The sequence below is a fragment of the Nonomuraea sp. NPDC048916 genome (genome assembly GCF_040649575.1).
Taxonomy (GTDB): Bacteria; Actinomycetota; Actinomycetes; order Streptosporangiales; family Streptosporangiaceae; genus Nonomuraea.
In genome coordinates, this window is the sequence record NZ_JBEZFS010000029.1 from 87,156 (window position 1) to 108,848 (window position 21,693).

Sequence of the window (21,693 nt, forward strand, 5' to 3'; positions counted from 1 at the left end):
GCACTGAGCTCTGACGGGCACTGAGCTCTGACGGGCACTGAGCTCTGACGGCGCTGGGCTTAACGCCCGCTGAGCTTTGACGGCGCTGCCCGCCCGCGGGGCTTTAACGCCCGCTGAGCGCCGGTTGCTCGGCGAGCAGGGCCGCGGGCAGGGCGACGACCGCGGTCAGCCCTCCGTACGGCGACGGGCCGAGTGTGACCTTGATGTCGTGCCTGGCGGCCAGCCGGCCCACCACGAACAAGCCGAGCCGGTCGCTCTGCGCCAGGTCGAACTCCGGCATCTCCGACAGCCGATCGTTCAGCTCGTCGAGCTCCGCCCGCGTCAGGCCGAGACCGCGGTCCTCGACCTCGATCGTGACCCCGTTCGGGGTGGTCGTGGCCCGCAGGTCCACCCTGGTCTTCGGTGGTGAGAACAGTGTGGCGTTCTCGATCAGCTCGGCCATCAGGTGGGCGACGTCCGTGACGGCGTTGCCCACCAGCGCCACCGGCGGCGGCTGCAGCACCTCCACCCGCTGATACTCCTCGACCTCGGCGACGGCCGAACGGAGCACGTCGACGATCGGCACCGGATTGCGCCAACCGCGTCCCGGCGCCTGGTCCGACAGGATGATGAGGCTCTCGGCCTGCCTGCGCATGCGGGTCGTGAGGTGGTCGAGCTTGAACAGGTCCTCGAGCATCTCCGGCTGCTCCGTGTCGCGCTCCATGCCGTCGAGCTGCAGCAGCTGGCGGTGCAGCAGCGTCTGGTTGCGCCTGGCCAGGTTGACGAAGACCTTGCTCACCCCGTGCCGGAGCCGGGCCTGGCTCACCGCGGCCTCCACGGCCGTGGCCTGGACGTTGTTGAAGGCCCGGACGATGTCGCGGATCTCGGCCGTGTCGGTCTTGACCTCCAGCGGGGCCGGCTCGTCGGGTGCGGGCCCGCCGCCCGCCGTGCGCAGCCGTTTGACCAGCCCGGCCAGCCGTACCTCGGCCAGCTCGGTCGCGGCGTCGCGGAGACCGGCCAGCTCGTCGCCGAGGCGGCGGCGGAAGCGGAGCGAAACCAGCACGGAGACGATCACCGCGAGCAGTCCGGCGCCGCCCGCGACGCCGATCTTGACCAGCACGCTGTTGGCCGCGGGCGTCACGCGCCGGAAGATGCCCTGCACCGCCTCCGACTGGTTGCGTTCGATCGCCGCCCACAGGTTGGCGCCGTCGACGGGCCAGGTGGCGGCCTCGGCAGGCAGCCCGTCCATCACGGCCTGCCCCCTGATGGCGTCCTCCGCCTTGAGGAACTCCTGGTAGGCGGCCGAGGCGCCGAGCTGTTCGTACGGCCCGCGCAGCCCGGCGTCGAGGTGGGAGAGCGCCTGCGTGTAGAGGAGGCGCCTGGTGGCGATCATCCCGGTGAACGCCTCGCGCTCCGCCTCGGTCACCTTGCCCCTGGCCAGCACGACGGTGATCAGCGCCCGTTCCCTGGACAGGATGTCCTTGGCCTCGCCCATCATGGTGACGGCCCGGGCCTGCCGGTAGAGCGCCAGGTCGGGCACCAGGACCATGGCGTCGTACATGCGGAACGTCGCGTCGACGATCTGGCTGTAGCCGTCGATCACGTCGAGTGGCTCGGGGCTCGGGGAGTCGACCGTGCGGCGGGTCTCGGCGAGCTGGTCGAGCTTGCCGTACAGGGCGGTGAGCTGGGTGGTCATCTGCGGAGACAGGTCACGCTGCTCCTGGGCCCGCTGTTTGAAGTCGTCGACGGCGCGGTCGGTCAGCGCGCGCTGGGTGGCCAGTCGTTCGGTGCCCTGCCCGCTGGTCAGGAAGTCGACCGAGGCCAGTCGTTCGTTCTGCAGCCGGATGTTGATCTGCTCGGAGGGATTGGCCAGGTTCGTGACCAGCTCGTTGGTCTGAAGGAGGCGCAGTCCGTCGACCCCGGTCAGGCCCGCCGCGAACGCCCACAGGCCCACCAGCGACAGCAGCGGGACGAGCAGCAGGACGAGCAGCTTCAGCGCGATGGGACGGCCACGCGTGGGGGGCATGCGACCTCCAGGTGCATGATGAGATCGCCTCGCAGAGTACACCCCCCCTTTGGTGGGATTTCCGTGCTCTGGCGCGAGGGCCCCTCGCCACCCTCGCGCCAGTGGGCTACGGCCTCGTGTCGTCGGAGCCGCGCGCGACGAGCTTGTCGCCGGCGGCGTGCCGCGGCTCGCGAGCGGGTTCCCTCACGGGGAGGGGCGCCGTCCGCGTGTCGGCGTGCTCGTGCTCCAGTTTGCGCTCCAGCTCGCGCTTCTCGTCCTCCAGCCTGGCCAGCCGGCTCGACTCCTCGGCCCTGGCGCTGCGGATCCGGCGGCGGCGTCTGGCCGACCGGCGGGAGCCGGAGCCGAGCATCCAGAGCCCCGCCAGCAGGACCGCGGCGGTGACGGCACCCACGAGGAACATCTCGACCTGGTCGGGCTGGAACGTGTAACCGAACAGGATGTACCTGGCACTCTCCTCGGTGGCGACCACGTAGATGGCGCCACCGGCGAGCAGGACCAGAATCAGACCAAGTAAGACCATCCAACTCACCCCTTGTCATCTGAGCGAGTCACCACCTGCCCTCAGCCGGGCGTGGTATGCCGCGCGATCCTCGAATCCATCGGGCTCGGCGGTCATCATGATGTTCATGAGACCCGACCCCGGCCAAGTGCTGCACTTCTCCGAAGACCCGACCATCGAGCGGTTCCTGCCGCATGTCGCGCCGACCTCCACCGTGGGCGAGCCGTACGTCTGGGCGGTCGGCGCGGACCGGTGTCCCGACTACTGGTTTCCGCGGGCCTGCCCCCGGGCGATGGCGTGGCGGACTCCCGCCACCACCGACGCCGACGCCGAGCGGATCATCGGCCTGGGCTGCGGCGACCGGGTGCACGCGGTGGAGTACGGCTGGCTGAAGGCGATCATGGAGGTTCGCCTCTACGCGTACCGGCTGCCGGCCGAGGTGTTCGCGCCCATCGGCGATCCGCCGCACGCGGTCGTCGCGCGGGTGCCGGTGGAGCCGCTGGGCCCGCCCGAGCCGGTCACCGACCTGCTGGAGCTGCACGAGCGGGCCGGGATCCAGCTGCGCGTGCTCGGCGACCTGTGGCCGTTCTGGAACGAGGTGACGTCGAGCACGCTCGGCTTCAGCGGGATCCGGATGCGGAACGCTCGTCGATGAGCGCGGTCAGCCGCTCCAGCGGCATGGAGCCGGGCGGCAGCTGCTCCCGCGCGAACCTGTTGGCCTCGGCCTGCAGCACCTCGTTGACCGGGGTGGGAATGCCGTATTCGCGGCCGAGCAGGACGATCTCGCCGTTGAGGTAGTCGGCCTCGATCGAGCCGCTGGACCTGGCCAGGCTCTGCCACGACGACCCGCCGCCGCGCTCGATGCCCTCGATCGGCATGAGCTCGACCTGGCGCCCGCGAAGCTCCCGTTCCTCACGTGGGGTCGAGTAGGGGATGCCGGCCTCCTCGAGCACGGCGGTGCCCTCGGCCCTGACGCGTTCGTGCAGGGATTCGGTGCCCGGGGCGCGCTCGGAGAGCGCTTCGAGGGCGTTGCCCAGGTTGCCGAGTAGCTTGCCGTATTTCCAGCGCATGACGTCGGGTGTGGCCAGCGCGACGAAACCGCTCTTGGCCAGGTCGGCGGCGATCTGCTGGGACAGTTCGTCCACACCCTGTGGATAACGTCCGATGTGCAGCATGCCCGAGCGGGGATGCCCGTGGGCGGCGACCGTGCCGGGCTCCAGGTGGAGGGCGGGCAGCCACACGCACATGCCGTAGACCCGCCCGAACCTGCGCAGCACGGTCCGTTCGTTCTCGACGCCGTTCTGGGCGCACACGACCGGCACGTGCCGGGGCCACGGATCGAGGGCGGTGATCGTGTCCTGCGACTTGGTCGCCAGGATCAGCACGTCGTCGTCGCGCGGCGGGACGGGAGTGTCGGTGGCGGGGATGGTCAGCGTCTCGGCGGAGCCGGGGGTGAACAGGCGGAGCCCGCCGCTCCTCAGCGCCTCGTAGTGGGCGCCGCGTGCGACCAGCAGCACCTCGTGCCCGCCCTGGAAAAGACGGGCGCCGATGGTGCCGCCGACCGCTCCTGCTCCGATCACGATGTAACGCATGATCCGAGGATGTCATCCCCTACTTCGCGAGGGCCACCTGGGCCTGCGGGACGGTCGCGCCGCGGAAGCGCTCCCGCATGATCGTCTTGAGTACCCGCCAGCCGTCGCGCACGGCGTGCAGGTTGCTCTCGCCGTGGATCCGGCTGCGCTCGTGGCTGGGCACCTCGGCGATGAGGAGCCCGGCCTGGGCGGCCCGGACGTTCATCAGCGTCTCGATCTCGAAACCGTCGCAGTCGAGCGCCATCGCGTCGAGGTGGCGGGCCCAGAAGGCGTTGTAGCCGTAGCAGAGGTCGGTGTAGCGGGTGCCGTACAACAGGTTGGTCAGGCCGGTCAGCATCTTGTTGCCGAGCGAGCGCACCGGGCTGATGTCGTCGGAGCCGCCGCCGGGGGCGTACCTGGAGCCCTTGGCGAAGTCGGCGCCGTCGACCAGCGCGGTGACGAAGGAGAAGATCTCCCGGCCGTCGGTGGAACCGTCGGCGTCGATCATGACGATGATGTCGCCGTTGGCCGCCGCGAAACCCTCGATCAGCGCGTTGCCCTTGCCGCGCCCGCTCTGCGTGACGACCCGGAGTCCGGGACGCAGCTTGCGGGCCACGGCGACGGTGTCGTCGCTGGAGTTTCCGTCGACCAGGACGACCTCGTCGATCCAGTCGGGCAGGGTCGCGAACACGTGCGGCAGATTGTCCGCCTCGTTCATCGCGGGAACGACAACGGTGACACTGGGGGCGAACTGCTGCTTGGTCATGCCAAGAAGATGAGCCAGGTCACATGCAAGCCGCTTTACGCCGCCTTGCATCGATCATGGGCCATGTGCTCCACCAGGGGGTGTTAATCGTCCTGTGACCTGCACAGTCGGAACTCCCGGCCTCGTTCGGCACCAGGACCTTGACGCCGGGACCCGGCTAGCCGCCGGCGAGCTTCCGCACCTGGTCGGCGCCCACGGCCAGCAGCAGCGTCGGGAGCCGCGGCCCGGTGTCGCGGCCCACGAGCAGCCGGTAGAGCAGCGCGAAGAACTCCCGCTGCGCCACCTTCACCTCGGGCGTGGGCTTCGCGTCGGCCGGCAGCCCGGCGCGCACTTTCGGCACGCCGTAGACCAGCGTGGTCAGCCCGTCGAGTGACCAGTGCTCGTCCAGGCCGTCGAGCAGCAGCCGCAGCGAGTCGCGGTCGTCCTGCCCGAGCGAGCCGAGCAGCTCCTCGTCCGGCGACTCGCGCACGCGGGTGCGCTGGTCGGCGGCCAGCTGGGTGTCGACCCAGCGCTGCGCGCGGTCGAGCCTCGGCCGCGCGTCGTCGAGCGAGGTGATCGCGTCGAGGTCGCCGAGGATTCGCAGGGTCTGCGCGGTGTCACCGGTCGTGATGTCGACGATCGAGGCCAGCGTGCGGTAGGGCACCGCCCGGGGCGTGACGGGCAGCGGCCCCTCGGCGGTGCGGACGGCCCGGTCGTAGGCGGCCAGCTCGGCGGGCTGGGCGTCGCCGCCGGCGACCTTGCGGCCGAGGGCGTCCCATTCGTCGTACAGCCGCTGGATCTCCTGGTCGAAGGCGATCTTGAAGGACTGGGACGGCTTGCGCCGCGCGTACAGCCAGCGCAGAACCGGCGCTTCCATGATCTCCAGTGCGTCGGCCGGGATCGGCACGTCGCCCTTGGAGCTGCTCATCTTGGACATGCCGGTGATGCCGACGAAGGCGTACATGGGGCCGATCGGCTGCTCGCCGCCGAACACCTCGCCCACGATCCGCTCGCCGACGACCCATGCCGAGCCGGGCGAGTGGTGGTCGACCCCCGACGGCTCGAACACCACGCCCTCGTACGCCCAGCGCATCGGCCAGTCGACCTTCCACACCAGCTTGCCGCGGTCGTGCTCGGCCAGCCGCACGGTCTCGCCGAACCCGCACACGCAGGTGTAGGCCAGCTCGGTGGTGTCGTCGTCGTAGGCCGTGACCGTGGTGAGGTCGCGTTCGCACAGCTCGCAGTAGGGCTTGTAGGGGAAGTAGGCGTCGACCTGCTTGGTGCGGTAGCGCGCGAGGACCTCGTCGATCCGCTTGCGCTCGCGCATGGCGAGCAGGATCTGCTCGCGGTAGGCGCCCGAGGTGTATTGCCCGGTCTGGCTGATCGCCCGGTATTCGACGCCCAGCTCCGCCAGCGCGGCGGTCATCGGCGCCTTGAAGTGCTCGGCCCAGCTCGGGTGGGAGCTGCCGGGAGGCGCGGGCACGGCGGTCAGCGGCTTGCCGATGTGCTCCTCCCACGAGGGGTCGACGCCCGCAGGGACCCGCCGGAAGCGGTCGTAGTCGTCCCACGACAGCAGGTGCACGCACTCGAGGCCGCGCCGCCGGATCTCGTCGGCGACCAGGTGAGGGGTCATGACCTCGCGCAGGTTGCCCAGGTGGATCGGCCCGGACGGGCTCAGCCCGGAGGCGCAGACGATGGGTTTGCCCGGGGCGCGCCGCTGCGCCTCGGAGATCACCTCGTCAGCGAACCTGGACACCCAGTCGCTCTCCGCACTGTCAGCTGCGCTCATCGCGCCATTGTCGCGGCTCCCCGGTGTTGAGGCCAACGCGAGCGCTCAGCCCCAATTGACAGAATAATTTGTCTAATGGTTCCATGAGGTCGTGGCAGCCACCGAGATGTCGCTCATGGACGAGCCCGACCGCCTGCGCGTCGCGCTGACGCCGATCCGCAGGGAGTTGCTGGCCCGCCTGCGCGAGCCCGCGTCGGCGGTGCGCCTGGCCGCCGAGCTCGACCTGCCGCGCCAGCGGGTGAGCTACCACCTGAAGGTGCTGGAGCGGCAGGGCCTGATCGAGGTGGTGGAGGAACGCCCCCGGCGCGGCTTCGTCGAGCGCGTCATGCGCGCCACCGCCAACGCCTTCCTCGTCGACCCCGACGTCCTCGCCTCCGCGGCCGACGTCGAGGCCGGCTTCCACGGCATCGCCGACAGGCACGCCGCCGAACACCTCGTCGAGGTCGCCGCCGGCACCGTCCGCCACGTCACGCGCATGGCAGCCGAAGCCGACCGGCAGGGCGTCCGGCTGCTCACCTTCACCCTCGAAGCCGAGGTACGTTTCGCCGAACCGGGCGACGTGCACCGCTTCACCGACGAACTGGCCGAGGCCGTCTCGCGGGTCGCGGCCCGATACGACACCCCCGGCGGCAGGCCGTACCGGCTGGTCGCCGGAGGGCATCCCGCCCCACGCAAGGAGCCCGAGTGATGACCGCTGAGCGCTTCACCGTCGAAGTCACCATCGCCGCCCCCGTCGAGGAGGTGTGGCGCGCCCTGCGTGACCCGGAGCAGATCCGGCGCTGGCACGGATGGCAATTCGACGGGCTCGACAAGGAGATCGATTTCATCTACGCCCAGCACGTCACCGAGTCCGCCGACGAACTCTGGATGGAGGTCCAGGGCGGCGACCGGTTCGAGCTGACCGACGCCGGCGACGGCCTGACCCGGCTGCGGATGACCCGGGCTCCCCTCAGCGGCGACCCGGAATGGGACGCCTACTACGACGACGTCAACGAGGGCTGGGTCACCTTCATCCACCAGCTCAAATTCGCGCTGGAGCGCCACCCCGGCGCCGACCGGCGCACCGTGTTCCTTCAAGGCCCCGGCGCCACCGCGCCCCTGACCGCAGCGGGGCTGGCGACCGTCGCCGCCCTGCCGCCCGGCACCCCGTACGAGGGCGCCTCGCCCACTGGAGAGGCGCTCACCGGCCAGGTCTGGTTCCATTCGGACAACCAGGTCGGGCTCACGGTCGACGGGTGGGGCGACGGCCTGCTCGTCGCCGCCCACACCCCGGCCACCGCCACCCACCCCGACGGGGTCGCCATGATGCTCCTCACCGCGTACGACCTCACCGACGACCGCTTCGCCGACCTCGAATCCCGCTGGACCACCTGGTGGCACGAGACCCTGACGTCGCGCACGTCATGAGCCGCCGCCTGGAGGGTCCGGCGGTCCACCGGATGGCACGCAACGGGGCCGGTGCTCAAATGAGATGGCGACACCGGCGGCGGGCTTCGTCGGCCGCGGCGAGCTCGGCCGGGTCCATCCACCGGGCCTGGTGGCGATGACGTCGTCCGGCAGCGCGTGCTGATCACGTGGGCGGCGACAGGGCGCGGCGCGTGCCGGGCCGCGCCCTGTCGTCAGGGCCGACGATCAGCGGTGGTGGTGGGCGCAGTCGATCAGCTTGATGACGCGCTTGCCCTTCTTGGCGAAACGTGCGGCGTCGTCCCTGTGCTCGAAGCCGCGCACCCGTACGATGCCCCTCTCGTCGCGGTAACGGACCTGCCACGTGCCGCCGTGGCGGTGGCGGCCCGGGCCGGCCAGGCACTCCACCCTCTCGGGTTCCCGGCACTCGTCGTGCTTCCGCTGGACGACGCGCCCTCTGTCGTCCTTCAGCAGGGTGACGGGCCTGTCGCAGTCGAGCACGGGAGTGAGCTGGTCGCTGGTGATGATCAGGGGATCGTCCGGCGTGGGGGTCGCGAACGCCGGGGCGGACATCGCGGCGGTGCCTCCGAGGGCCGCCATCGCGATGATGGCGGCACAAAGCGCGCGTCTCATGGGTCTCTTTCTCCGACTTCTCCGAGTGAACGGGCGATGACGACCGGCCGGTCACCTTAGAGACTGCCGGTAAGGGTGTTAATTCCGTGTTATGCCGGTGCCGCGTCCGCCGCCCGGCCTCGACCGCCCACGGGGGCGGGGTGGGGCTCCGGAAGACGGCCGGTAGGGTTGAAGTGGTGCGCCGGGAAGTCTGGTCGGCAGCGATTGACCCGATCCCGAAACCGGAGCACTCATGAACCTCGCACCGCGACCTTCGTCTGACCTGCTCGGCCGGGGGTCGTGGCCCGAGGTCCGCCGCATGACCGACATCCTGCGCAAGGAGACCGTCGGCGGGACACTGCTACTGGTCGGCGCGGTGGCGGCGATGCTGTGGGCCAACTCCCCGTGGGCCGACGGCTACGAGACGGTGCGCGATCTCACCTTCGGTCCAGCGGCGCTGCACCTCGATCTCAGCCTGGCCGCGTGGGCCAGTGACGGGCTGCTCGCGATCTTCTTCTTCGTCGCCGGGCTCGAACTCAAACGGGAGTTCGTCGCCGGCGACCTGCGGGAAGCACACCGGGCCGCGGTGCCGGTGGCGGCGGCGCTGGGCGGCGTGCTCGTCCCCGCCGTGCTGTACCTGCTGGTCACCGCCGGTGCCGAGGGCGCCACCCGGGGATGGGCGATCCCCACCGCCACCGACATCGCCTTCGCCCTGGCCGTGCTCGCGATCGTCGGCCGCCACCTGCCGACCGCGCTGCGCACCTTCCTGCTCACGCTGGCCGTGGTCGACGATCTGGTGGCCATCGTCATCATCGCCCTCGGCTACACCGCCCAGCTGTCCCCGGTGCCGCTGCTGGCGGCGCTGCTGCCGCTGGCCGCCTTCACCGTGCTGGTGCAGCGGCGGGTACGCGCCTGGTGGCTGCTGCTTCCCCTGGCCGCCACCACCTGGGCGCTGGTGCACGCCTCGGGAGTGCACGCCACCGTCGCCGGGGTGCTGCTGGCCTTCGCCGTGCCGGTGCTGCGCAGCGCGAAGGCCGGTGGCCCAGATGCCGGGCCCGGCCTGGCTGAGCACTTCGAGCACCGCTTCCGGCCGATCTCGGCAGGGCTGGCCGTGCCCGTCTTCGCGTTCCTGTCGGCCGGGGTCTCCTTGAACGGCCTGGACGGGCTGGCCGACGCCCTGTCCAGCCCGGTAGCCGTCGGTGTCCTCGCGGGCCTGGTCGTGGGCAAGCCGCTCGGCATCATGGCCGCGACCTGGTCGGTGGCCCGCTTCACCCGCGCCCGTCTGGACAAGGACCTGGCCTGGGTCGACATGTTCGCACTGTCGATCCTGGCCGGGATCGGTTTCACCGTCTCACTCCTGATCGGCGAGCTGGCCTTCGGCCCCGGCACCGAGACCGATGATCACGTCAAGGTGGCGGTCCTGGCCGCGTCCCTGATCTCGGCCCTGCTCGCCAGCGTGATCCTGCGGGTGCGCGGCCGTGTCTATCGGCGCATTCACGAGGCCGAAACCGTCGACCGCGACCACGACGGCATTCCCGACCTGTACCAAGACGACAGCCTCGACACCGGTGACCAAACCGCTGCCGGTGATGCCCGGCAAGGATGATCAGGAGCGGACCCGGCGAGGCCGTGTCGTACGTCCCCGGATCCGAGCATTGACCCGGACGGGGTGCGCGAGTACGGCGACTAAGCTGCGCGGCATGCCACCGAAGGAGGTCCAGCCGCGCGAGTGCTCCATCGCCGACACCCTCGACCTGGTCGGCGAGCGGTGGAGCCTGCTGATCATCCGTGAGATCAGTCACGGCGTGCGGCGCTTCGACGGCATGGTGCGCAACACCGGCGCCTCACGCGACATCCTCACGGTCCGGTTGCGCAAGCTGGAGTCGGCCGGGATCACCCGGCGCAAACGCTACAGCGACCATCCCGTGCGCTTCGAATACCACCTCACGCCCGCGGGCGCCGAGCTGACCGACGTGCTGATCACGCTCATGAAGTGGGGCGACCGACACCTGCACCCCGACGCCCCGCCGGTCCGCTGGAAGCACTCCTGCGGGGAGCCCCTCGATCCGGTCGTCGTCTGCCGTCACTGCGGCGGAGAGGCCCGCGCCGGCGCCCACTCACCCACCGGACGCGGCGCCCTCATCTCCTGAACGTCGCGGCTCACGCTCCCAGGCGTTCGCTCGACCAGGTCCGGTCGCGCCGGTAGGAGTCGGCGGGGCCGACTCACAACGGCCAAGATCCCGGCCGAGACGGTGTCGGGGTAGCTGAGCGATGGCGGTTGACGTCTAAGGGTCTGCTGCCGCCTGCCCCGCTAATTCACCGATTTTCGGACTAGAAGTCATTCGCACAGGGCTCATGTGAGTGAGCCACACCGCTCGCCTAGCGTCAGCAGCCTGGGCACCAGGCGGACGTAGACGACCATGCCCACCACCTCCACCAGGGTCTGGGTGACCACCACCGCTGCGGCGATGGCCAGCGCGTCGGGTAGTGCCAGCGCCAGTGGTAGCACGACCAGGGAGTTGCGGGTGGCGCCGGTGAACACGATCGCTCGGCTCGCCGGCACATCGAGGCGGAACAGGCGGGCGATCGCGAGGCCGGCGACGGCCATCACGGCCAGGAACAGCACGTAGAACGGCACGACACCGGCCACCATGGCCAGGTTGCCGTCCAGCTTGGGCAGTTGGGAGGCGACCACGCACACCAGGGTGGCCGCCATCAGCGGCACCATCGCCGCCCCTGCCGCGCCCGCCACCGCCCGCCCAGCCGGGCGACGGGCCGCCCATGCCTGAGTGAGCCAGGCCAGGGTGAGCGGTATGACGATCAGGACCACGAACGCCTCGGCGAACGGTTCAGGCTCGACGATCCGCGTCAGATCTGCGCCCATGAACGCCACCAGCAGCACCGGCAGCAGGACCATTTGGGCGAGCAGTAGCAGCGGGGTAGCGGCCAGCAGTTGCCGACTGCTGCCCCCGGCCAGCCCGGTAAAGACGATCACGTAATCGACGCAGGGGGTCAGCAGCACCAGGAGCACGCCAAGCCGCACCGCCTGATCGTCGGGCAGGAATGCGAACATCGCCGCGACCACCAGTGGCACCACAGCGAAGTTCACCACCAGCGCGGCCCCCAAGAAGCGGCCCGCGCGTAGCGAGCGCACCAGCTCGGCGGCGGGCACCTGCAGGAACGTCACATAGAGCAGGGCCGCCAGCACTGGGTTGATCGCGTGCTCCAGCGCCGATCCCAGCGTCGGGGCGGCCCATCCTGCCACGGCGCCGACCGCGATGGCCCCCACGTAGATGGCGACCTGGTGGCGCTCCACTCCCGCGACCAGGCCCTCCGTCTGCGCCCGCTGCGTCACCCTGCTCTCCAACTCCTGCTCGTGCCGCTTCATTTCTGCAGGTGACGGTATCGGCAGCGCCGTGTCGGCTCAGCGGCGGCCTGACCGCGTTGTGCCTTGGGGGGCGCGATCGTGGGCCAGATCGGCAAACGGCAGGGGGCAGTCGGGGCAGGTGCAGTGGGTCAGGCTGTCGCAGCCGGCGTTGACCACCTGCATCAGCGCCTGGCGGATGGTGGTCAGGTCGGCGATCCGCGCGTCCACCTCAGCGATCTTGGCCTGCGCGCGGGAGCGCAGATCGGGAGTGGGGTGGCCGTGCCTGCCGGTGTCGATCAGCTCGGCCACCTCTTCCAGGGTGAAGCCGAGCCGCTGGGCGGCTTTGATCACGGTGAGCAGGGTGACGGTCTCGGGCGGATAGGCCCGGTGACCGCCGGGGCTGCGCCGAGGTTCGGCGATCAGCCCCCGGCGTTCGTAGTACCGCAGGGTCTGGAGGTTGACGCCGGCCTGCTCGGCCACCTGCCCACTGCGCAGGTACGGCCCGTCGATGCCCTGCCTCACACCGTTCGCCCTCCTGAGGCAGCCGCAGCCGCGCGGCTGCCGGCGACCGCAGCGCCGGCATGCGCCTGCAGCCCATCCAGCACCTCGACGTGCTCCGGTGGTACCGCCACCTCCAGTGCGAGGCTGCCGTCGGCGATGGTGAGAGTGAAGGTGAAGAACGAGCAGCAGCCGTTCTCCCGTGCTGTCAGCTCGGCGGCCCGCGCCGCGTTGTCCGGGCTGAAGGCCAGCTCCAGCCGCAGGCGTTCGCGCTCGGAGCGCTGCACCGCCTGCACGGCCTCAGTGAACAACCCATCGAACTCGGCCACCCGGAGGGGCCGCTCAGCGGTGGGCAGGGTGCACGCCGAGGGCACCCACTCCTGGTCAAGGGCAATGTCTTGCGTCATACCCTGACGGTAAACCTGTACCTAGGTATCGGATGCAAGTCCCTGTCGCGATTTCGTGGCCGGCTGCTCTACGAGGTGGTGTTCGAGTCACGGGGCCAACGGTGTCACGGGCCACGCGCCGGCGCCGCCCGGCCACCACGGACCGGCTCCCGCTGATCAGTCCGGCCCGCCGGCGTGCTGGTATCGGGCCGGCCGGGCCAGCCCCGGCCGGGCCACCGGCGTGGTAGGCGTCGTGACCGGGCCGGATGGGCAGATCGACACGGTCGACGGCACCCGCGGCGTCGTGGAGAGCGCCCACGGCCCCTGATCTCATCCGGTGTGCGCGAGCAGGAGAGCCCGGCACACGGCGAACAGGTCACCAGACAGATCCGCCCGTTCACGCGGGTGGTCGATCCGGGCGAGGTCGTTGATGGTGGTGAAGACCGCGTGCACGACGACCCGGGCCTCGGCCTCGGTCAGCTCGGGCCGCTCGATGGTGAGCAGGTGCACCCACTCGCTGACGTAGTCGTGCTGGAGACGGCGGATCGCGTGGCGCTGCTCGGCCGGAAGGTGGATCACCTCGGTGATCAACGTGCCGGTGAGGTGGCTGTGGTTGACGGTCAGGTCGATGTAGGAACGGAGCAGCAGGTCGAGCGCGTGGCGAGGGCTGGTGGCCGTGGCGAACGCGCGGGAGGCGTCGAGTTGCGGGGCGTCGGCGGCGCGGGTGAGCGCGGCCACCAGGAGATCGGACTTGGCGGTGACGTGGTTGTAGATGCCGGCGCCGCTGATGCCCGCGGCGGCGCCGATGTCCTCCATGCTCACGGCCTGGTAGCCGTGTGCGGCGAACAGCCGGGCGGCCGCGTCCATGAGGACTTCCCGGCGGGAGGCGCGGGCAAGGCTTACCAGGGCCCGGTCGACGACAGATATCCGTGGGTGGGTGCGCCCTTCACCTCCGGCTACCAGGAGTGGTGCCGCTGGGAAGGCGCCACGCTCAAGTGCGGCCGAGTGTCAAGATCGGCCCTACGGCTGCCGACGCGAGTTCGCCGGGAAACGGGAGCTACCGTATCGAAAGGGCGGGGATACTACTCTCCGTGAACACGCGCGACAGAAACCTTCTCACCGAAATCGAGCGGGATGTGTAGCGACATGGGCAATCGACATATGCGGCACCGCTCCACCAGTCGCCGCCCTCCACGCTCAATAGGGCGTCGGTGTGAGTCATGCGTTCAAGGCGTACGAACGCTCGATCAGGCTGATCATCGCTCGTCGGAAGTCGAGGCGCTGCCGCTCGCTCCAGCCGTCGGTCAGCCGGTCGAAGACCTGCTCCTGCCAGCTGTGCGCGTCCTCCAGCATCGCGTGCCCTGACGAGGTCACCGTCGCATGGCGTCGGCGCCCGTCCGTCGCCGAGGTCCGCATCTTCAGGTATCCGGCGTCTGCCGCGCTCTTCACTAGCCGGGACGCTCCGCTCTGGTCGATGCCGATCTCGTGGGCGATGGCGTTGACCGTTGCTTCCTGCCCGTGCCGCATGAGGGAGCAGACCGCTTCGGTGACGAGGACGAGTCGGCCTTGCTCGGCGGTTCGATGGTCCATGGCCGATGCCCGGCGCGACCAGTGGCGTACGAACTGGAACAAGACCTGTCCCGGCCCCGGCTCGGAAGGGTTCCGGTGCGGCTCGCTCATTCGGTGGCCGCCATCTCGCGGCAGATGTAGGCCAGTTCCAGCGCTGACTTGAGGTCGGGCAGTCGGAGGGCGGCGGACACCTTCTCCCCGGTCACCCGGAACACCGTGGCCACCCTGGTCGGGGCCTCGCTCCCGGGCCAGGTTGCGTCCTCCTCCACGACCATGAGCCGCTCACTGACCGGATGCCACGACCTCGGCATCATCTTGATCCCGGAACGTTCGACCCACTCCGCGAACTGCTCGGGGGTGATCGGACCCGCGCCCTTCGGACCCAGAACGACGATCGGATCGCTGACCGCCTTCGCCGCTCGCTCCAGATCACTGTCGTTCACGCTCGCGTGCCACTCGCCGATGGCTTCTTCCAGGGCTGACTCCATGACCAAAGTGTATGCGAAACGCATATATCAACACCAGAGACACGGCATGAACGTGCAGGTCCTGGCCGCGCCAGTGCCGATTGTCGAACCGCCACGCCGGAGTCGCCGTGGCGGGCCGAACACCAACCCGCGACTACGCCCGAGGCCCGTAGGTCAGGCGGCGCAGGACGATCTCGGCAGGACCGGCCTGCTCGCGCTTGTCGAGGAGACGGGCGATCAGCACGGTCGCGAGCCAGACGGCCACCGCGATGATCAGGCCGGTCACTGTGGGGCTGCCGAAACGGCCGCCGAGGGCGAGCGTGAAGGGTGCCAGGAGGACCAGCCAGGCCACCGACTGGAAGAGGTATCCGGACAGGGAGCGCCGGCCCAGGGCCGAGAGCGCGCCGACGACGGGACCGGGCCGGGTGACCCGCATGGCGATCAGGGCGAAGCCGGCCACGTAACCCGGGCCGGCGAACATGCCGCTGGCGCCGTGGAGCATCAGCATCAGACCGGCGGCCGACTCGTTGACGTGCAGCCATCCGGCACTGACCAGGGCGGCCGGGAGACCTCCGGCGATGGCGACGCCGAGTCCGAGTGCGGCGGTCCACTTGAGCGGGGTCTTGTGGCGGGCCGGCTCTTCGAGGACGCGGCTGCGGGCGGCCCACATGCCCAGCCAGGCGATGAGGATGAAGGGCAGGACGGTCAGTGTGTGCATCGGCCATTCGCCGAGGCGATCCAGCATGGACTCCAGGTACCCGGGCGCGGCGAGGGAGTTGATGTGGCTCGCCGGCAGCGGGGCCGACCCGCCCGAACCCTCGATGATGCCGCTCACCACGATGGCGCCGATGACCAGGACCTGGACCGCCGCCACCGCCCAGATCACCAGCACGACCCGGTGAAACTTGTCGCCGCGGCGCAGCAGCACCAGGGTCATCACGATCCCGACGGCCCCGTAGGCGCCGAGGAAGTCGCCGTAGTACAGCAAGGCGGCGTGCGCGACCCCGAAGACGGCGAGCCAAAGGTTGCGGCGCAACAGCACCGAGCGGACCTGCTTCGGCGTGGCGCCGGAGGCGTCCTGGCGGCGGGCGAGCTGGACGAGTCCGTAGCCGAACATCACGGCGAAGACCGGGTACCCGCGGGCGTGGACGAGTTCGAAGAGCAGGAAGTTGAGGCCGCGCTCGACGCCTTCCGGCGTGGCGTCGAGGCCGGGCTGGCCGGCGAAGACGACTCCGGCGACGTTGGCCAGCGCGATGATCAGCAGCATCGCGCCCCGGGCGAGGTCCGGTGCGAGGGCGCGTTCGGCGCGCCGGACCGGCCCTCTCGATGTCCGCGATGCGGTGTCAATGCTCATGTTCGTCCCTCTCCCCGAGCTTTAGTTTCAGCAAGAAAGTATCACAGGTATACTAATGAGGGTCTGGCATGATGGGGCCGAACTCTCCGGAGGCGAACGAGGGAGCCATGACCAGCGAGGACTTCGTTCCGGCGGCGCTGCGCCGGCTCTGGCGGATGCCGGAGTCCTCGCGTCTCGGGCGGCCCGCGGCCCTCGACGTCGACCTGGTCGTCGCCGCGGCGGTGGAGATCGCCGACCGTGACGGGCTCGGCGGCGTGACGATTCCCAAGGTCGCAAAGAGCCTCGGCTTCACGGGGATGTCGCTCTACCGGCACGTCGGATCCAAGAACGAGTTGCTCACGCTCATGGCCGACGCCGCCATGGGCACGCCGCCGGACCTGGACACCGACGACTGGCGCGAAGGGCTGCGCAACTGGGCCTTCGCGCAGCGCGCGGTGTTCCGGCGTCGGCCGTGGCTGACGCGCGTGCCCGCCTCCGGACCGCCCTCCGGTCCGAACCAGATCGCCTGGATGGAGGCCGCGCTCGCCATCATGTCCCGCACCCGCCTCGACTGGGCGCACAAGGTCGGCATCCTGACGCTGATCAACGGCTACGTGGTCCAGTCGGTGCGGCAGTACAGCGAGCTCGCCGAGGGCAGGGCCGAAGGCCAGGGGCAGGCCGACGCCGAGCGCGACTACGGTCGCGCGCTGGTCCGGCTTGTCGAGCCCGAGCACTTCCCCGAGACGGCCCGGCTGTTCTCCTCGGCGCTGTTCGAGGCGCTGCCGTCGGACACCCCCGACGCGACGATCGCCGACACGGACTTCTCGCTCGGGCTGGAGCTGATCCTCGACGGCGTCGCCGTCCGGATCGAGCGCTCCGATTCCTGAGGCGCGCGCCCCGGCGCAGTCGTGGAGTAATGCCCCTGACTATCTGGGGTGGTCAAGCGAACTTGCTGGTCAGCCGCATGGAGGTCGTTATGCCATGTCAGGCGGGTAGGCTCCGGCATGCCGAGCATGGCTGGGACCGGCGCGACGGTCTTCCGGCGCGTGGGGAGCGGTCGATCAGCGGTGGGCCGTTGCGATGAGGCGTCGCAGTGCGGCGTGGGCGGGTGGGCCCCATGTGGGCTTGCCGCCTGGCCGGCCGTGGACGCCGGCGTTTCCGATATAGAGCGGGGCTTCGGGGTCCACGTTCAGAATCTCCCCATCTGTACAGCCAGCGCCGTTCCTCCAGAGCCTCGGCAAGCACCGTGAGGACTCGGCGACGATCTCCTCTTCACGGTACGCCTCAAGGAGCCCCTGGAGATTGACCAATGGGCGGGTGACGACCAGCGAGCCAGCGACCGCGTGGCCTCGACTACGCCCAACACCACGTGACACGCTTCCCCGACGTGGCTTTCGGCCAGCAGCACCTTCGCGAGAAGCAGTTGCCCCAGCGCTCGGCTGCGCGTCCGGTTTCCCGATCGCAGGGCCACGGCTCGATCGGCCTGCCGGCGCGCCTCGCGCAGCTGCCCGAGCGCGAGCATGGATCGCGCCGCGTCGAGCGCCAGCGACCCTTCATCGAACGGGCCGACCCAGGGCGACGGTGTACTCGTCGGCTCGTCATCCAGAACGCGTTCCGCCTGCACCAGGAGGCTCGTGGATTCCGCCGAGTCACCCAGCGAGGCGAAGCTTCGAGCGGCCATGGTCAGCAAGCGCGCAGCGGCGCCGCGCACCGATGGGGAAATGTTCACCCGGAGATCTACCTTCGCGCCACTGGGACAGGCTCGGTTGTTCATGAAGCGCTCGTAGCGTCCAGCGTGTCTACCCGGCACACCCGAACCACCCACAGGGGGACGCACCCATGCGCCGTACCCGTTTTTTCACCACCGCTGCTCTGACGCTCGGCCTGAGCCTGCCTCTCGGCCTGCTCGCCACCGCTCCGGCCCTCGCGGGCACCGGGCCGATGGCGTTCGAGCCGATCAAGGAGTCGGCCTACAAGCAGATGTCGGCCGACTGGACCGAGCCGCTCGTCGCCCCCGAGGGCTTCACCCAGAAGCTGATCGCGGACGAGACCGTCCTCAACATCTACGGCGGCACCGCCGACGATCTCACCGACATGAACACCGTCAACGAGACGGGACCGCAGGCCGGCCGCTACCTCTACCGCACGCACGAGGTCGGCTCCAACGGCTCCCTCTCCGTCATCGACCTGGAGACCGGCAAGGCCAAGGCCATCGCGCAGCGCGAGGACTGGCGCCGGCTCGACGGCCTCCGCTGGACCCCCTGGGGCACGCTGCTCTTCGCCGAGGAGACCGGCGGCGGCCGCCTCTTCGAGGCGTTCCTCGACCCGAAGGACCCCACGACGATCGTCCGCGTCGAGGAGCGTCGCAAGGTTGGCATCCTGCGCCACGAGGGCATCGAAGCGCTCGCCGACGGCACCGTCTTCGTCATCGACGAGCTCAACGGCGGCTCTATCTACAAGTTTGTGCCGGCCCAGCGCGGAGACCTCTCCGACGGCCAGCTCTACGCACTCAAGCTCACCGGCCTCTCCGACGCCGAGCAGAAGTGGAACCAGGCGACGTACGCCGGCAAGACCGGCGCCTTCGAGTGGGTCCCGCTCGACATGGACAAGGTCGTCGTCGACGCCGACGCCGCCGCCAACGCGGTGAACGCCACCGAGTTCGGCCGTCCCGAGGACGTCGAGGTCATCGGTGACACGCTGTACGTCGCCAACACCAGCGAGGACCGCGTCGTCGCGATCGACCTGAACAAGAACGTGCTGACGAGCTTCGTCCAGGCCGGCGCCAACGCGCCCGTCGAGAACCGGAGCGCCGGTGTCACCGGCTTCGACAGCCCGGACAACCTCGCCCAGGGCCCCGACGGCCGCCTGTGGATCGTCGAGGACAACTACGCCAGCGACATCTGGGTCGCCGGAACGGACACCAAGCAGGCGGGAGTCGCCGACCAGGTCGAGCTCTTCGCCTCGATCAAGGACACGGGCGCGGAGATCAGCGGCATCTACTTCGGGAAGGACCCGAAGACCCTCTTCTTCAACGTCCAGCACCCGGAGAAGCCGAAGGCGGACGGCACCTGGAAGATCACCCGCCGGTGACGTCCAGCTGACCAGCCACCTCGGGGGCCCCGTCCATGCGGCGGGGCCCTCGCGTTCCCACACCCGACGCGTACGCCATTGGGTGATCCGCGGGGCCAGGCGTGCTGCGGATGCGAGCACCGGTGCGGGGGATAGCCGCGACAGACCAATGCGCCGAGCTTGCCGGCGACCGCGTTGATCGCGGCCCACTCGGTCGGGTAGTCCGACCGGACCTCAGCGACCATCCGCACTTCACGCCTACGCAGGCACCGTGCGGACCACAGCCGATGGTGCCGTGAGATCGAGTAGGAGGGTCGGTTCGCCCGACCCTCCTCTCACACCACTTCGCCCAGGCTGGACGCAGACGAAGGAGCCCGGCGGCTTGAGACGGACGTCCTCCAGCAGCCTTGCGGACATCTCGGCCCTGCGCCTGTGCCTCTTTGAGTACGGCACCAAGGCGAGAGTGCTTGATGGCGATATCACCGAGCGTCGTGTCGTACGGAGGAGACGTGGGCACCACTGGACGCTGCGTCATCTGAGCGGTTGGACGCGGGTCGCTTGGTTGGCCTTGCTGATCTGAACAGGACTTCGCCCGCACGGGACATCATGCAGCGATCAAGGTGCCCAGGAAAACTCGTTTGAACCTGTCGGTGCTCTCTGGCGGTGTTCAGAGCGACGGTTAAATGACGGTCAAACGGTCAAGGGCCTGATCGCTGTCTCCAGCGATCAGGCCCTTGACCTGCTACTGCACTGTCGGGGTGGCGGGATTTGAACCCACGACCTCTTCGTCCCGAACGAAGCGCGCTGCCAAGCTGCGCTACACCCCGGTGCACACCGTCTTGCACGTGCTTGGGAAAGTCTAGCGGACTTCGACGGTGCTTGTGACCGCGTCAGCCTCGGATCCGACCCGCGTCCGACCCGCGTCCGACCCGCGTCCGACCCCGATCCGACCCGCGTCAGCGCCGGGGAAGCAGGGTGAGCAGCGTGGCCTCCGGGAAGCAGGCGAAGCGGGCCGGAGCGTACGGAGAGGTGCCGAGACCGGCCGAGACGTGCAGCCAGGCGGCGTCGTGGCGGCTCAGGCCCTTGACGCGGGCGCGGTCGATGCCGCAGTTGGTGACGAGGGCGCCGTAGAAGGGGATGCAGAGCTGGCCGCCGTGGGTGTGGCCGGCCAGCAGGAGCTGGTAGCCGTCGGCGGCGAAGCGGGTCATGTTGCGGGGCTCGGGGGAGTGCATGACGCCGAGGCGCAGGTCGGCGTCGGCGGGGGCGGGGCCGGCGACCCGGTCGTAGCGGTCGCGGTCGATGTGGGAGTCGTGGATGCCGGCCACGGCCACGTCGAGGTCGCCGACCTTGACGCGGGCCGTGGTGTTGTTCATGTCGAGCCAGCCCTCGGCCGCCATGCCCGCGCCGAGCTCCTCCCAGGGGAGCGTGGGGATGTGCTGGCGGCGCTCGTTCTTGGAGGTGCGCCAGAGGTAGCGCACAGGGTTCTTCGGCTTGGGGGCGTAGAGGTCGTTGGAGCCGTACACGAACAGGCCGGGGCGCGAGAGCAGCGGCTCCAGGGCGTGCAGGAGCGACGGGACGGCGTCGGGGTGGGCGATGGAGTCGCCCGTGTTGACGACGAGGTCGGGTCGCAGGGCGCCGAGCGAGCGAACCCAGTTGATCAGCATGCTGCGCCGCGGCGTCAGGTGCAGGTCGGACAGGTGGAGCACGCGTACGGGACGCTGCCCGCGGGCCAGGACCGGAACGTCGAAGCGGCGCAACCGGAACGAGTTGCGCTCGACGATCGAGGCGTAACCCAACCCGGCCAGGCCGAGACCGAGCATGGACAGTGGCACAGCGACGGCTTTCCTCACGTACTCATGATGCCCGACATCCGGCACGAGCCGTTCGCCCAGAAGGCAAGATGGACCGCATGAGTGCATTGAAAGACAAGCTGAAGGCCGATCTGACGGCCTCGTTGAAGAACCGGGACGAGGTGCGTCTCCGGACGGTTCGGATGGCACTGGCCGCGGTGAACGTCGAGGAGGTCGCCGGCAAGCAGGCCAGGGAGCTCTCCGACGACGAGATCATCAAGGTGCTGACCAAGGAGGCCAAGAAGCGGCGCGAGGCGGCCGAGGCGTTCGGCAACGCCGGGCGCGCCGAGCAGGCCCAGGCGGAGCTCGACGAGCAGGCGGTGCTGGAGGAGTACCTTCCGGCGCAGCTGTCCGACGAGGAGCTGGGGCGGCTCGTGGACGAGGCGGTCGCGGAGACCGGCGCCGCCGGCCCGCAGGCGATGGGCCAGGTCATGAAGGTCGTCAACCCGAAGGTCGCGGGAAGGGCCGAGGGGGGACGGGTCGCGGCCGCCGTCCGTGCGCGGCTCTCCGGTTAGCGGCTCTCCGGTCA

22 protein-coding genes and 1 tRNA gene are annotated in these 21,693 nt (G+C 69.9%); 8 read left to right on the forward strand and 15 right to left on the reverse strand.

Annotated features, from left to right (window positions below):
- Positions 1 to 103: 103 nt before the first annotated feature.
- Together AB0C16_RS28105 and AB0C16_RS28110 are read right to left on the reverse strand one after the other, a co-directional pair.
- Positions 104 to 2,005 (reverse strand): nitrate- and nitrite sensing domain-containing protein, encoded by a 1,902-nt coding sequence (locus AB0C16_RS28105; protein WP_357686969.1) that lies wholly within the window; start codon positions 2,003 to 2,005, stop codon positions 104 to 106.
- Positions 2,006 to 2,111: 106 nt separating this feature from the next.
- Positions 2,112 to 2,525 carry a hypothetical protein gene (locus AB0C16_RS28110; protein WP_357686970.1) on the reverse strand — a complete coding sequence of 138 codons (414 nt, stop codon included), beginning with the start codon at positions 2,523 to 2,525 and terminating at the stop codon, positions 2,112 to 2,114.
- A 106-nt stretch (positions 2,526 to 2,631) separates the two neighbouring features.
- Here AB0C16_RS28110 and AB0C16_RS28115 point away from each other — a divergent pair, with 106 nt between their 5' ends.
- A complete protein-coding gene (locus AB0C16_RS28115) occupies positions 2,632 to 3,159 on the forward strand; it encodes a DUF6886 family protein (protein WP_357686971.1) in 528 nt (175 codons plus the stop codon).
- Here AB0C16_RS28115 and AB0C16_RS28120 read toward each other — a convergent pair.
- The 3 genes from AB0C16_RS28120 to lysS all read right to left on the reverse strand — a co-directional run bounded on the left by AB0C16_RS28120 (position 3,125) and on the right by lysS (position 6,609).
- Positions 3,125 to 4,096 (reverse strand): 2-dehydropantoate 2-reductase N-terminal domain-containing protein, encoded by a 972-nt coding sequence (locus tag AB0C16_RS28120; protein ID WP_357686972.1) that lies wholly within the window; start codon positions 4,094 to 4,096, stop codon positions 3,125 to 3,127. The two genes, AB0C16_RS28115 and AB0C16_RS28120, sit on opposite strands and share 35 nt — an antisense overlap.
- 19 nt (positions 4,097 to 4,115) lie before the next feature.
- Positions 4,116 to 4,841: a glycosyltransferase family 2 protein gene (locus AB0C16_RS28125; protein ID WP_357686973.1), complete on the reverse strand. Its 726-nt coding sequence runs from the start codon at positions 4,839 to 4,841 to the stop codon at positions 4,116 to 4,118.
- Between the two features lie 157 nt (positions 4,842 to 4,998).
- Complete coding sequence (gene lysS, locus AB0C16_RS28130) at positions 4,999 to 6,609, reverse strand: lysine--tRNA ligase (protein ID WP_357686974.1); 1,611 nt, start codon at positions 6,607 to 6,609, stop codon at positions 4,999 to 5,001.
- Between the two features lie 91 nt (positions 6,610 to 6,700).
- Here lysS and AB0C16_RS28135 point away from each other — a divergent pair, with 91 nt between their 5' ends.
- The gene (locus tag AB0C16_RS28135; protein ID WP_357686975.1) at positions 6,701 to 7,297 is read left to right on the forward strand and encodes a helix-turn-helix domain-containing protein; all 597 of its coding nucleotides are present in this window, start codon (positions 6,701 to 6,703) and stop codon (positions 7,295 to 7,297) included.
- A complete protein-coding gene (locus AB0C16_RS28140) occupies positions 7,297 to 8,016 on the forward strand; it encodes an SRPBCC domain-containing protein (protein WP_357686976.1) in 720 nt (239 codons plus the stop codon). Before AB0C16_RS28135 ends, AB0C16_RS28140 begins: the two co-directional genes overlap by 1 nt.
- 225 nt (positions 8,017 to 8,241) lie before the next feature.
- Here AB0C16_RS28140 and AB0C16_RS28145 read toward each other — a convergent pair whose 3' ends face one another.
- Positions 8,242 to 8,646, reverse strand: a complete 405-nt coding sequence (locus AB0C16_RS28145) for a hypothetical protein (protein WP_357686977.1) — start codon at positions 8,644 to 8,646, stop codon at positions 8,242 to 8,244.
- 232 nt (positions 8,647 to 8,878) lie between these two features.
- On the opposite strand from AB0C16_RS28145, the gene nhaA reads away from it, so the two are divergent.
- Both nhaA and AB0C16_RS28155 read left to right on the forward strand, forming a co-directional pair.
- On the forward strand, positions 8,879 to 10,231 hold the full coding sequence (gene nhaA, locus AB0C16_RS28150; protein WP_357686978.1) for a Na+/H+ antiporter NhaA: 1,353 nt from the start codon (positions 8,879 to 8,881) through the stop codon (positions 10,229 to 10,231).
- Positions 10,232 to 10,325: 94 nt separating this feature from the next.
- On the forward strand, positions 10,326 to 10,775 hold the full coding sequence (locus AB0C16_RS28155; RefSeq protein WP_357686979.1) for a helix-turn-helix domain-containing protein: 450 nt from the start codon (positions 10,326 to 10,328) through the stop codon (positions 10,773 to 10,775).
- Between the two features lie 203 nt (positions 10,776 to 10,978).
- On the opposite strand, the gene AB0C16_RS28160 is transcribed toward AB0C16_RS28155, so the two are convergent.
- From AB0C16_RS28160 to AB0C16_RS28190, 7 genes are all read right to left on the reverse strand, one after another.
- Complete coding sequence (locus AB0C16_RS28160) at positions 10,979 to 12,013, reverse strand: bile acid:sodium symporter (RefSeq protein WP_357686980.1); 1,035 nt, start codon at positions 12,011 to 12,013, stop codon at positions 10,979 to 10,981.
- 36 nt (positions 12,014 to 12,049) lie between these two features.
- Positions 12,050 to 12,514 carry a MerR family transcriptional regulator gene (locus tag AB0C16_RS28165; RefSeq protein ID WP_357686981.1) on the reverse strand — a complete coding sequence of 155 codons (465 nt, stop codon included), beginning with the start codon at positions 12,512 to 12,514 and terminating at the stop codon, positions 12,050 to 12,052.
- Positions 12,511 to 12,897: a hypothetical protein gene (locus AB0C16_RS28170; RefSeq protein ID WP_357686982.1), complete on the reverse strand. Its 387-nt coding sequence runs from the start codon at positions 12,895 to 12,897 to the stop codon at positions 12,511 to 12,513. Before AB0C16_RS28170 ends, AB0C16_RS28165 begins: the two co-directional genes overlap by 4 nt.
- 309 nt (positions 12,898 to 13,206) lie before the next feature.
- Positions 13,207 to 13,743, reverse strand: coding sequence for a TetR family transcriptional regulator (locus tag AB0C16_RS28175; RefSeq protein WP_357686983.1), 537 nt, complete (start codon positions 13,741 to 13,743; stop codon positions 13,207 to 13,209).
- A gap of 351 nt (positions 13,744 to 14,094) precedes the next feature.
- A complete protein-coding gene (locus tag AB0C16_RS28180) occupies positions 14,095 to 14,466 on the reverse strand; it encodes a MarR family winged helix-turn-helix transcriptional regulator (RefSeq protein WP_357686984.1) in 372 nt (123 codons plus the stop codon).
- A gap of 86 nt (positions 14,467 to 14,552) precedes the next feature.
- Complete coding sequence (locus tag AB0C16_RS28185; RefSeq protein WP_357686985.1) at positions 14,553 to 14,933, reverse strand: hypothetical protein; 381 nt, start codon at positions 14,931 to 14,933, stop codon at positions 14,553 to 14,555.
- Positions 14,934 to 15,066: 133 nt separating this feature from the next.
- Entirely contained in the window at positions 15,067 to 16,266 is a 1,200-nt protein-coding gene (locus tag AB0C16_RS28190; RefSeq protein ID WP_357686986.1) for a DUF418 domain-containing protein, read from the reverse strand.
- Positions 16,267 to 16,373: 107 nt separating this feature from the next.
- Between AB0C16_RS28190 and AB0C16_RS28195 the strand changes: the two genes are divergently transcribed.
- Both AB0C16_RS28195 and AB0C16_RS28200 read left to right on the forward strand, forming a co-directional pair.
- A complete protein-coding gene (locus tag AB0C16_RS28195; RefSeq protein WP_357686987.1) occupies positions 16,374 to 17,132 on the forward strand; it encodes a TetR/AcrR family transcriptional regulator in 759 nt (252 codons plus the stop codon).
- Positions 17,133 to 18,084: 952 nt separating this feature from the next.
- Entirely contained in the window at positions 18,085 to 19,335 is a 1,251-nt protein-coding gene (locus AB0C16_RS28200) for an alkaline phosphatase PhoX (RefSeq protein WP_357686988.1), read from the forward strand.
- 732 nt (positions 19,336 to 20,067) lie between these two features.
- Here AB0C16_RS28200 and AB0C16_RS28205 read toward each other — a convergent pair.
- Together AB0C16_RS28205 and AB0C16_RS28210 are read right to left on the reverse strand one after the other, a co-directional pair.
- A tRNA-Pro gene (locus tag AB0C16_RS28205) sits at positions 20,068 to 20,141 on the reverse strand.
- A 129-nt stretch (positions 20,142 to 20,270) separates the two neighbouring features.
- Positions 20,271 to 21,134 (reverse strand): metallophosphoesterase, encoded by an 864-nt coding sequence (locus AB0C16_RS28210; protein WP_357687045.1) that lies wholly within the window; start codon positions 21,132 to 21,134, stop codon positions 20,271 to 20,273.
- A gap of 89 nt (positions 21,135 to 21,223) precedes the next feature.
- On the opposite strand from AB0C16_RS28210, the gene AB0C16_RS28215 reads away from it, so the two are divergent.
- Positions 21,224 to 21,679 carry a GatB/YqeY domain-containing protein gene (locus tag AB0C16_RS28215; protein WP_357686989.1) on the forward strand — a complete coding sequence of 152 codons (456 nt, stop codon included), beginning with the start codon at positions 21,224 to 21,226 and terminating at the stop codon, positions 21,677 to 21,679.
- Positions 21,680 to 21,693: the final 14 nt, after the last annotated feature.

Bases quoted from the DNA above. Each gene is read 5' to 3' on its own strand.
- AB0C16_RS28200 (WP_357686988.1), top strand. From the start codon at position 18,085: ATGCGCCGTACCCGTTTTTTCACCACCGCTGCTCTGACGCTCGGCCTG.
- AB0C16_RS28215 (WP_357686989.1), top strand. From the start codon at position 21,224: ATGAGTGCATTGAAAGACAAGCTGAAGGCCGATCTGACGGCCTCGTTG.
- AB0C16_RS28110 (WP_357686970.1), bottom strand. From the start codon at position 2,525: ATGGTCTTACTTGGTCTGATTCTGGTCCTGCTCGCCGGTGGCGCCATC.
- AB0C16_RS28185 (WP_357686985.1), bottom strand. From the start codon at position 14,933: ATGGAGTCAGCCCTGGAAGAAGCCATCGGCGAGTGGCACGCGAGCGTG.
- AB0C16_RS28140 (WP_357686976.1), top strand. From the start codon at position 7,297: ATGACCGCTGAGCGCTTCACCGTCGAAGTCACCATCGCCGCCCCCGTC.
- AB0C16_RS28155 (WP_357686979.1), top strand. From the start codon at position 10,326: ATGCCACCGAAGGAGGTCCAGCCGCGCGAGTGCTCCATCGCCGACACC.
- AB0C16_RS28145 (WP_357686977.1), bottom strand. From the start codon at position 8,646: ATGAGACGCGCGCTTTGTGCCGCCATCATCGCGATGGCGGCCCTCGGA.
- AB0C16_RS28115 (WP_357686971.1), top strand. From the start codon at position 2,632: ATGAGACCCGACCCCGGCCAAGTGCTGCACTTCTCCGAAGACCCGACC.
- AB0C16_RS28210 (WP_357687045.1), bottom strand. From the start codon at position 21,134: ATGCTCGGTCTCGGCCTGGCCGGGTTGGGTTACGCCTCGATCGTCGAG.
- lysS (WP_357686974.1), bottom strand. From the start codon at position 6,609: ATGAGCGCAGCTGACAGTGCGGAGAGCGACTGGGTGTCCAGGTTCGCT.
- nhaA (WP_357686978.1), top strand. From the start codon at position 8,879: ATGAACCTCGCACCGCGACCTTCGTCTGACCTGCTCGGCCGGGGGTCG.
- AB0C16_RS28160 (WP_357686980.1), bottom strand. From the start codon at position 12,013: ATGAAGCGGCACGAGCAGGAGTTGGAGAGCAGGGTGACGCAGCGGGCG.
- AB0C16_RS28175 (WP_357686983.1), bottom strand. From the start codon at position 13,743: ATGGACGCGGCCGCCCGGCTGTTCGCCGCACACGGCTACCAGGCCGTG.
- AB0C16_RS28125 (WP_357686973.1), bottom strand. From the start codon at position 4,841: ATGACCAAGCAGCAGTTCGCCCCCAGTGTCACCGTTGTCGTTCCCGCG.
- AB0C16_RS28170 (WP_357686982.1), bottom strand. From the start codon at position 12,897: ATGACGCAAGACATTGCCCTTGACCAGGAGTGGGTGCCCTCGGCGTGC.
- AB0C16_RS28105 (WP_357686969.1), bottom strand. From the start codon at position 2,005: ATGCCCCCCACGCGTGGCCGTCCCATCGCGCTGAAGCTGCTCGTCCTG.
- AB0C16_RS28180 (WP_357686984.1), bottom strand. From the start codon at position 14,466: ATGGACCATCGAACCGCCGAGCAAGGCCGACTCGTCCTCGTCACCGAA.
- AB0C16_RS28195 (WP_357686987.1), top strand. From the start codon at position 16,374: ATGACCAGCGAGGACTTCGTTCCGGCGGCGCTGCGCCGGCTCTGGCGG.
- AB0C16_RS28120 (WP_357686972.1), bottom strand. From the start codon at position 4,096: ATGCGTTACATCGTGATCGGAGCAGGAGCGGTCGGCGGCACCATCGGC.
- AB0C16_RS28190 (WP_357686986.1), bottom strand. From the start codon at position 16,266: ATGAGCATTGACACCGCATCGCGGACATCGAGAGGGCCGGTCCGGCGC.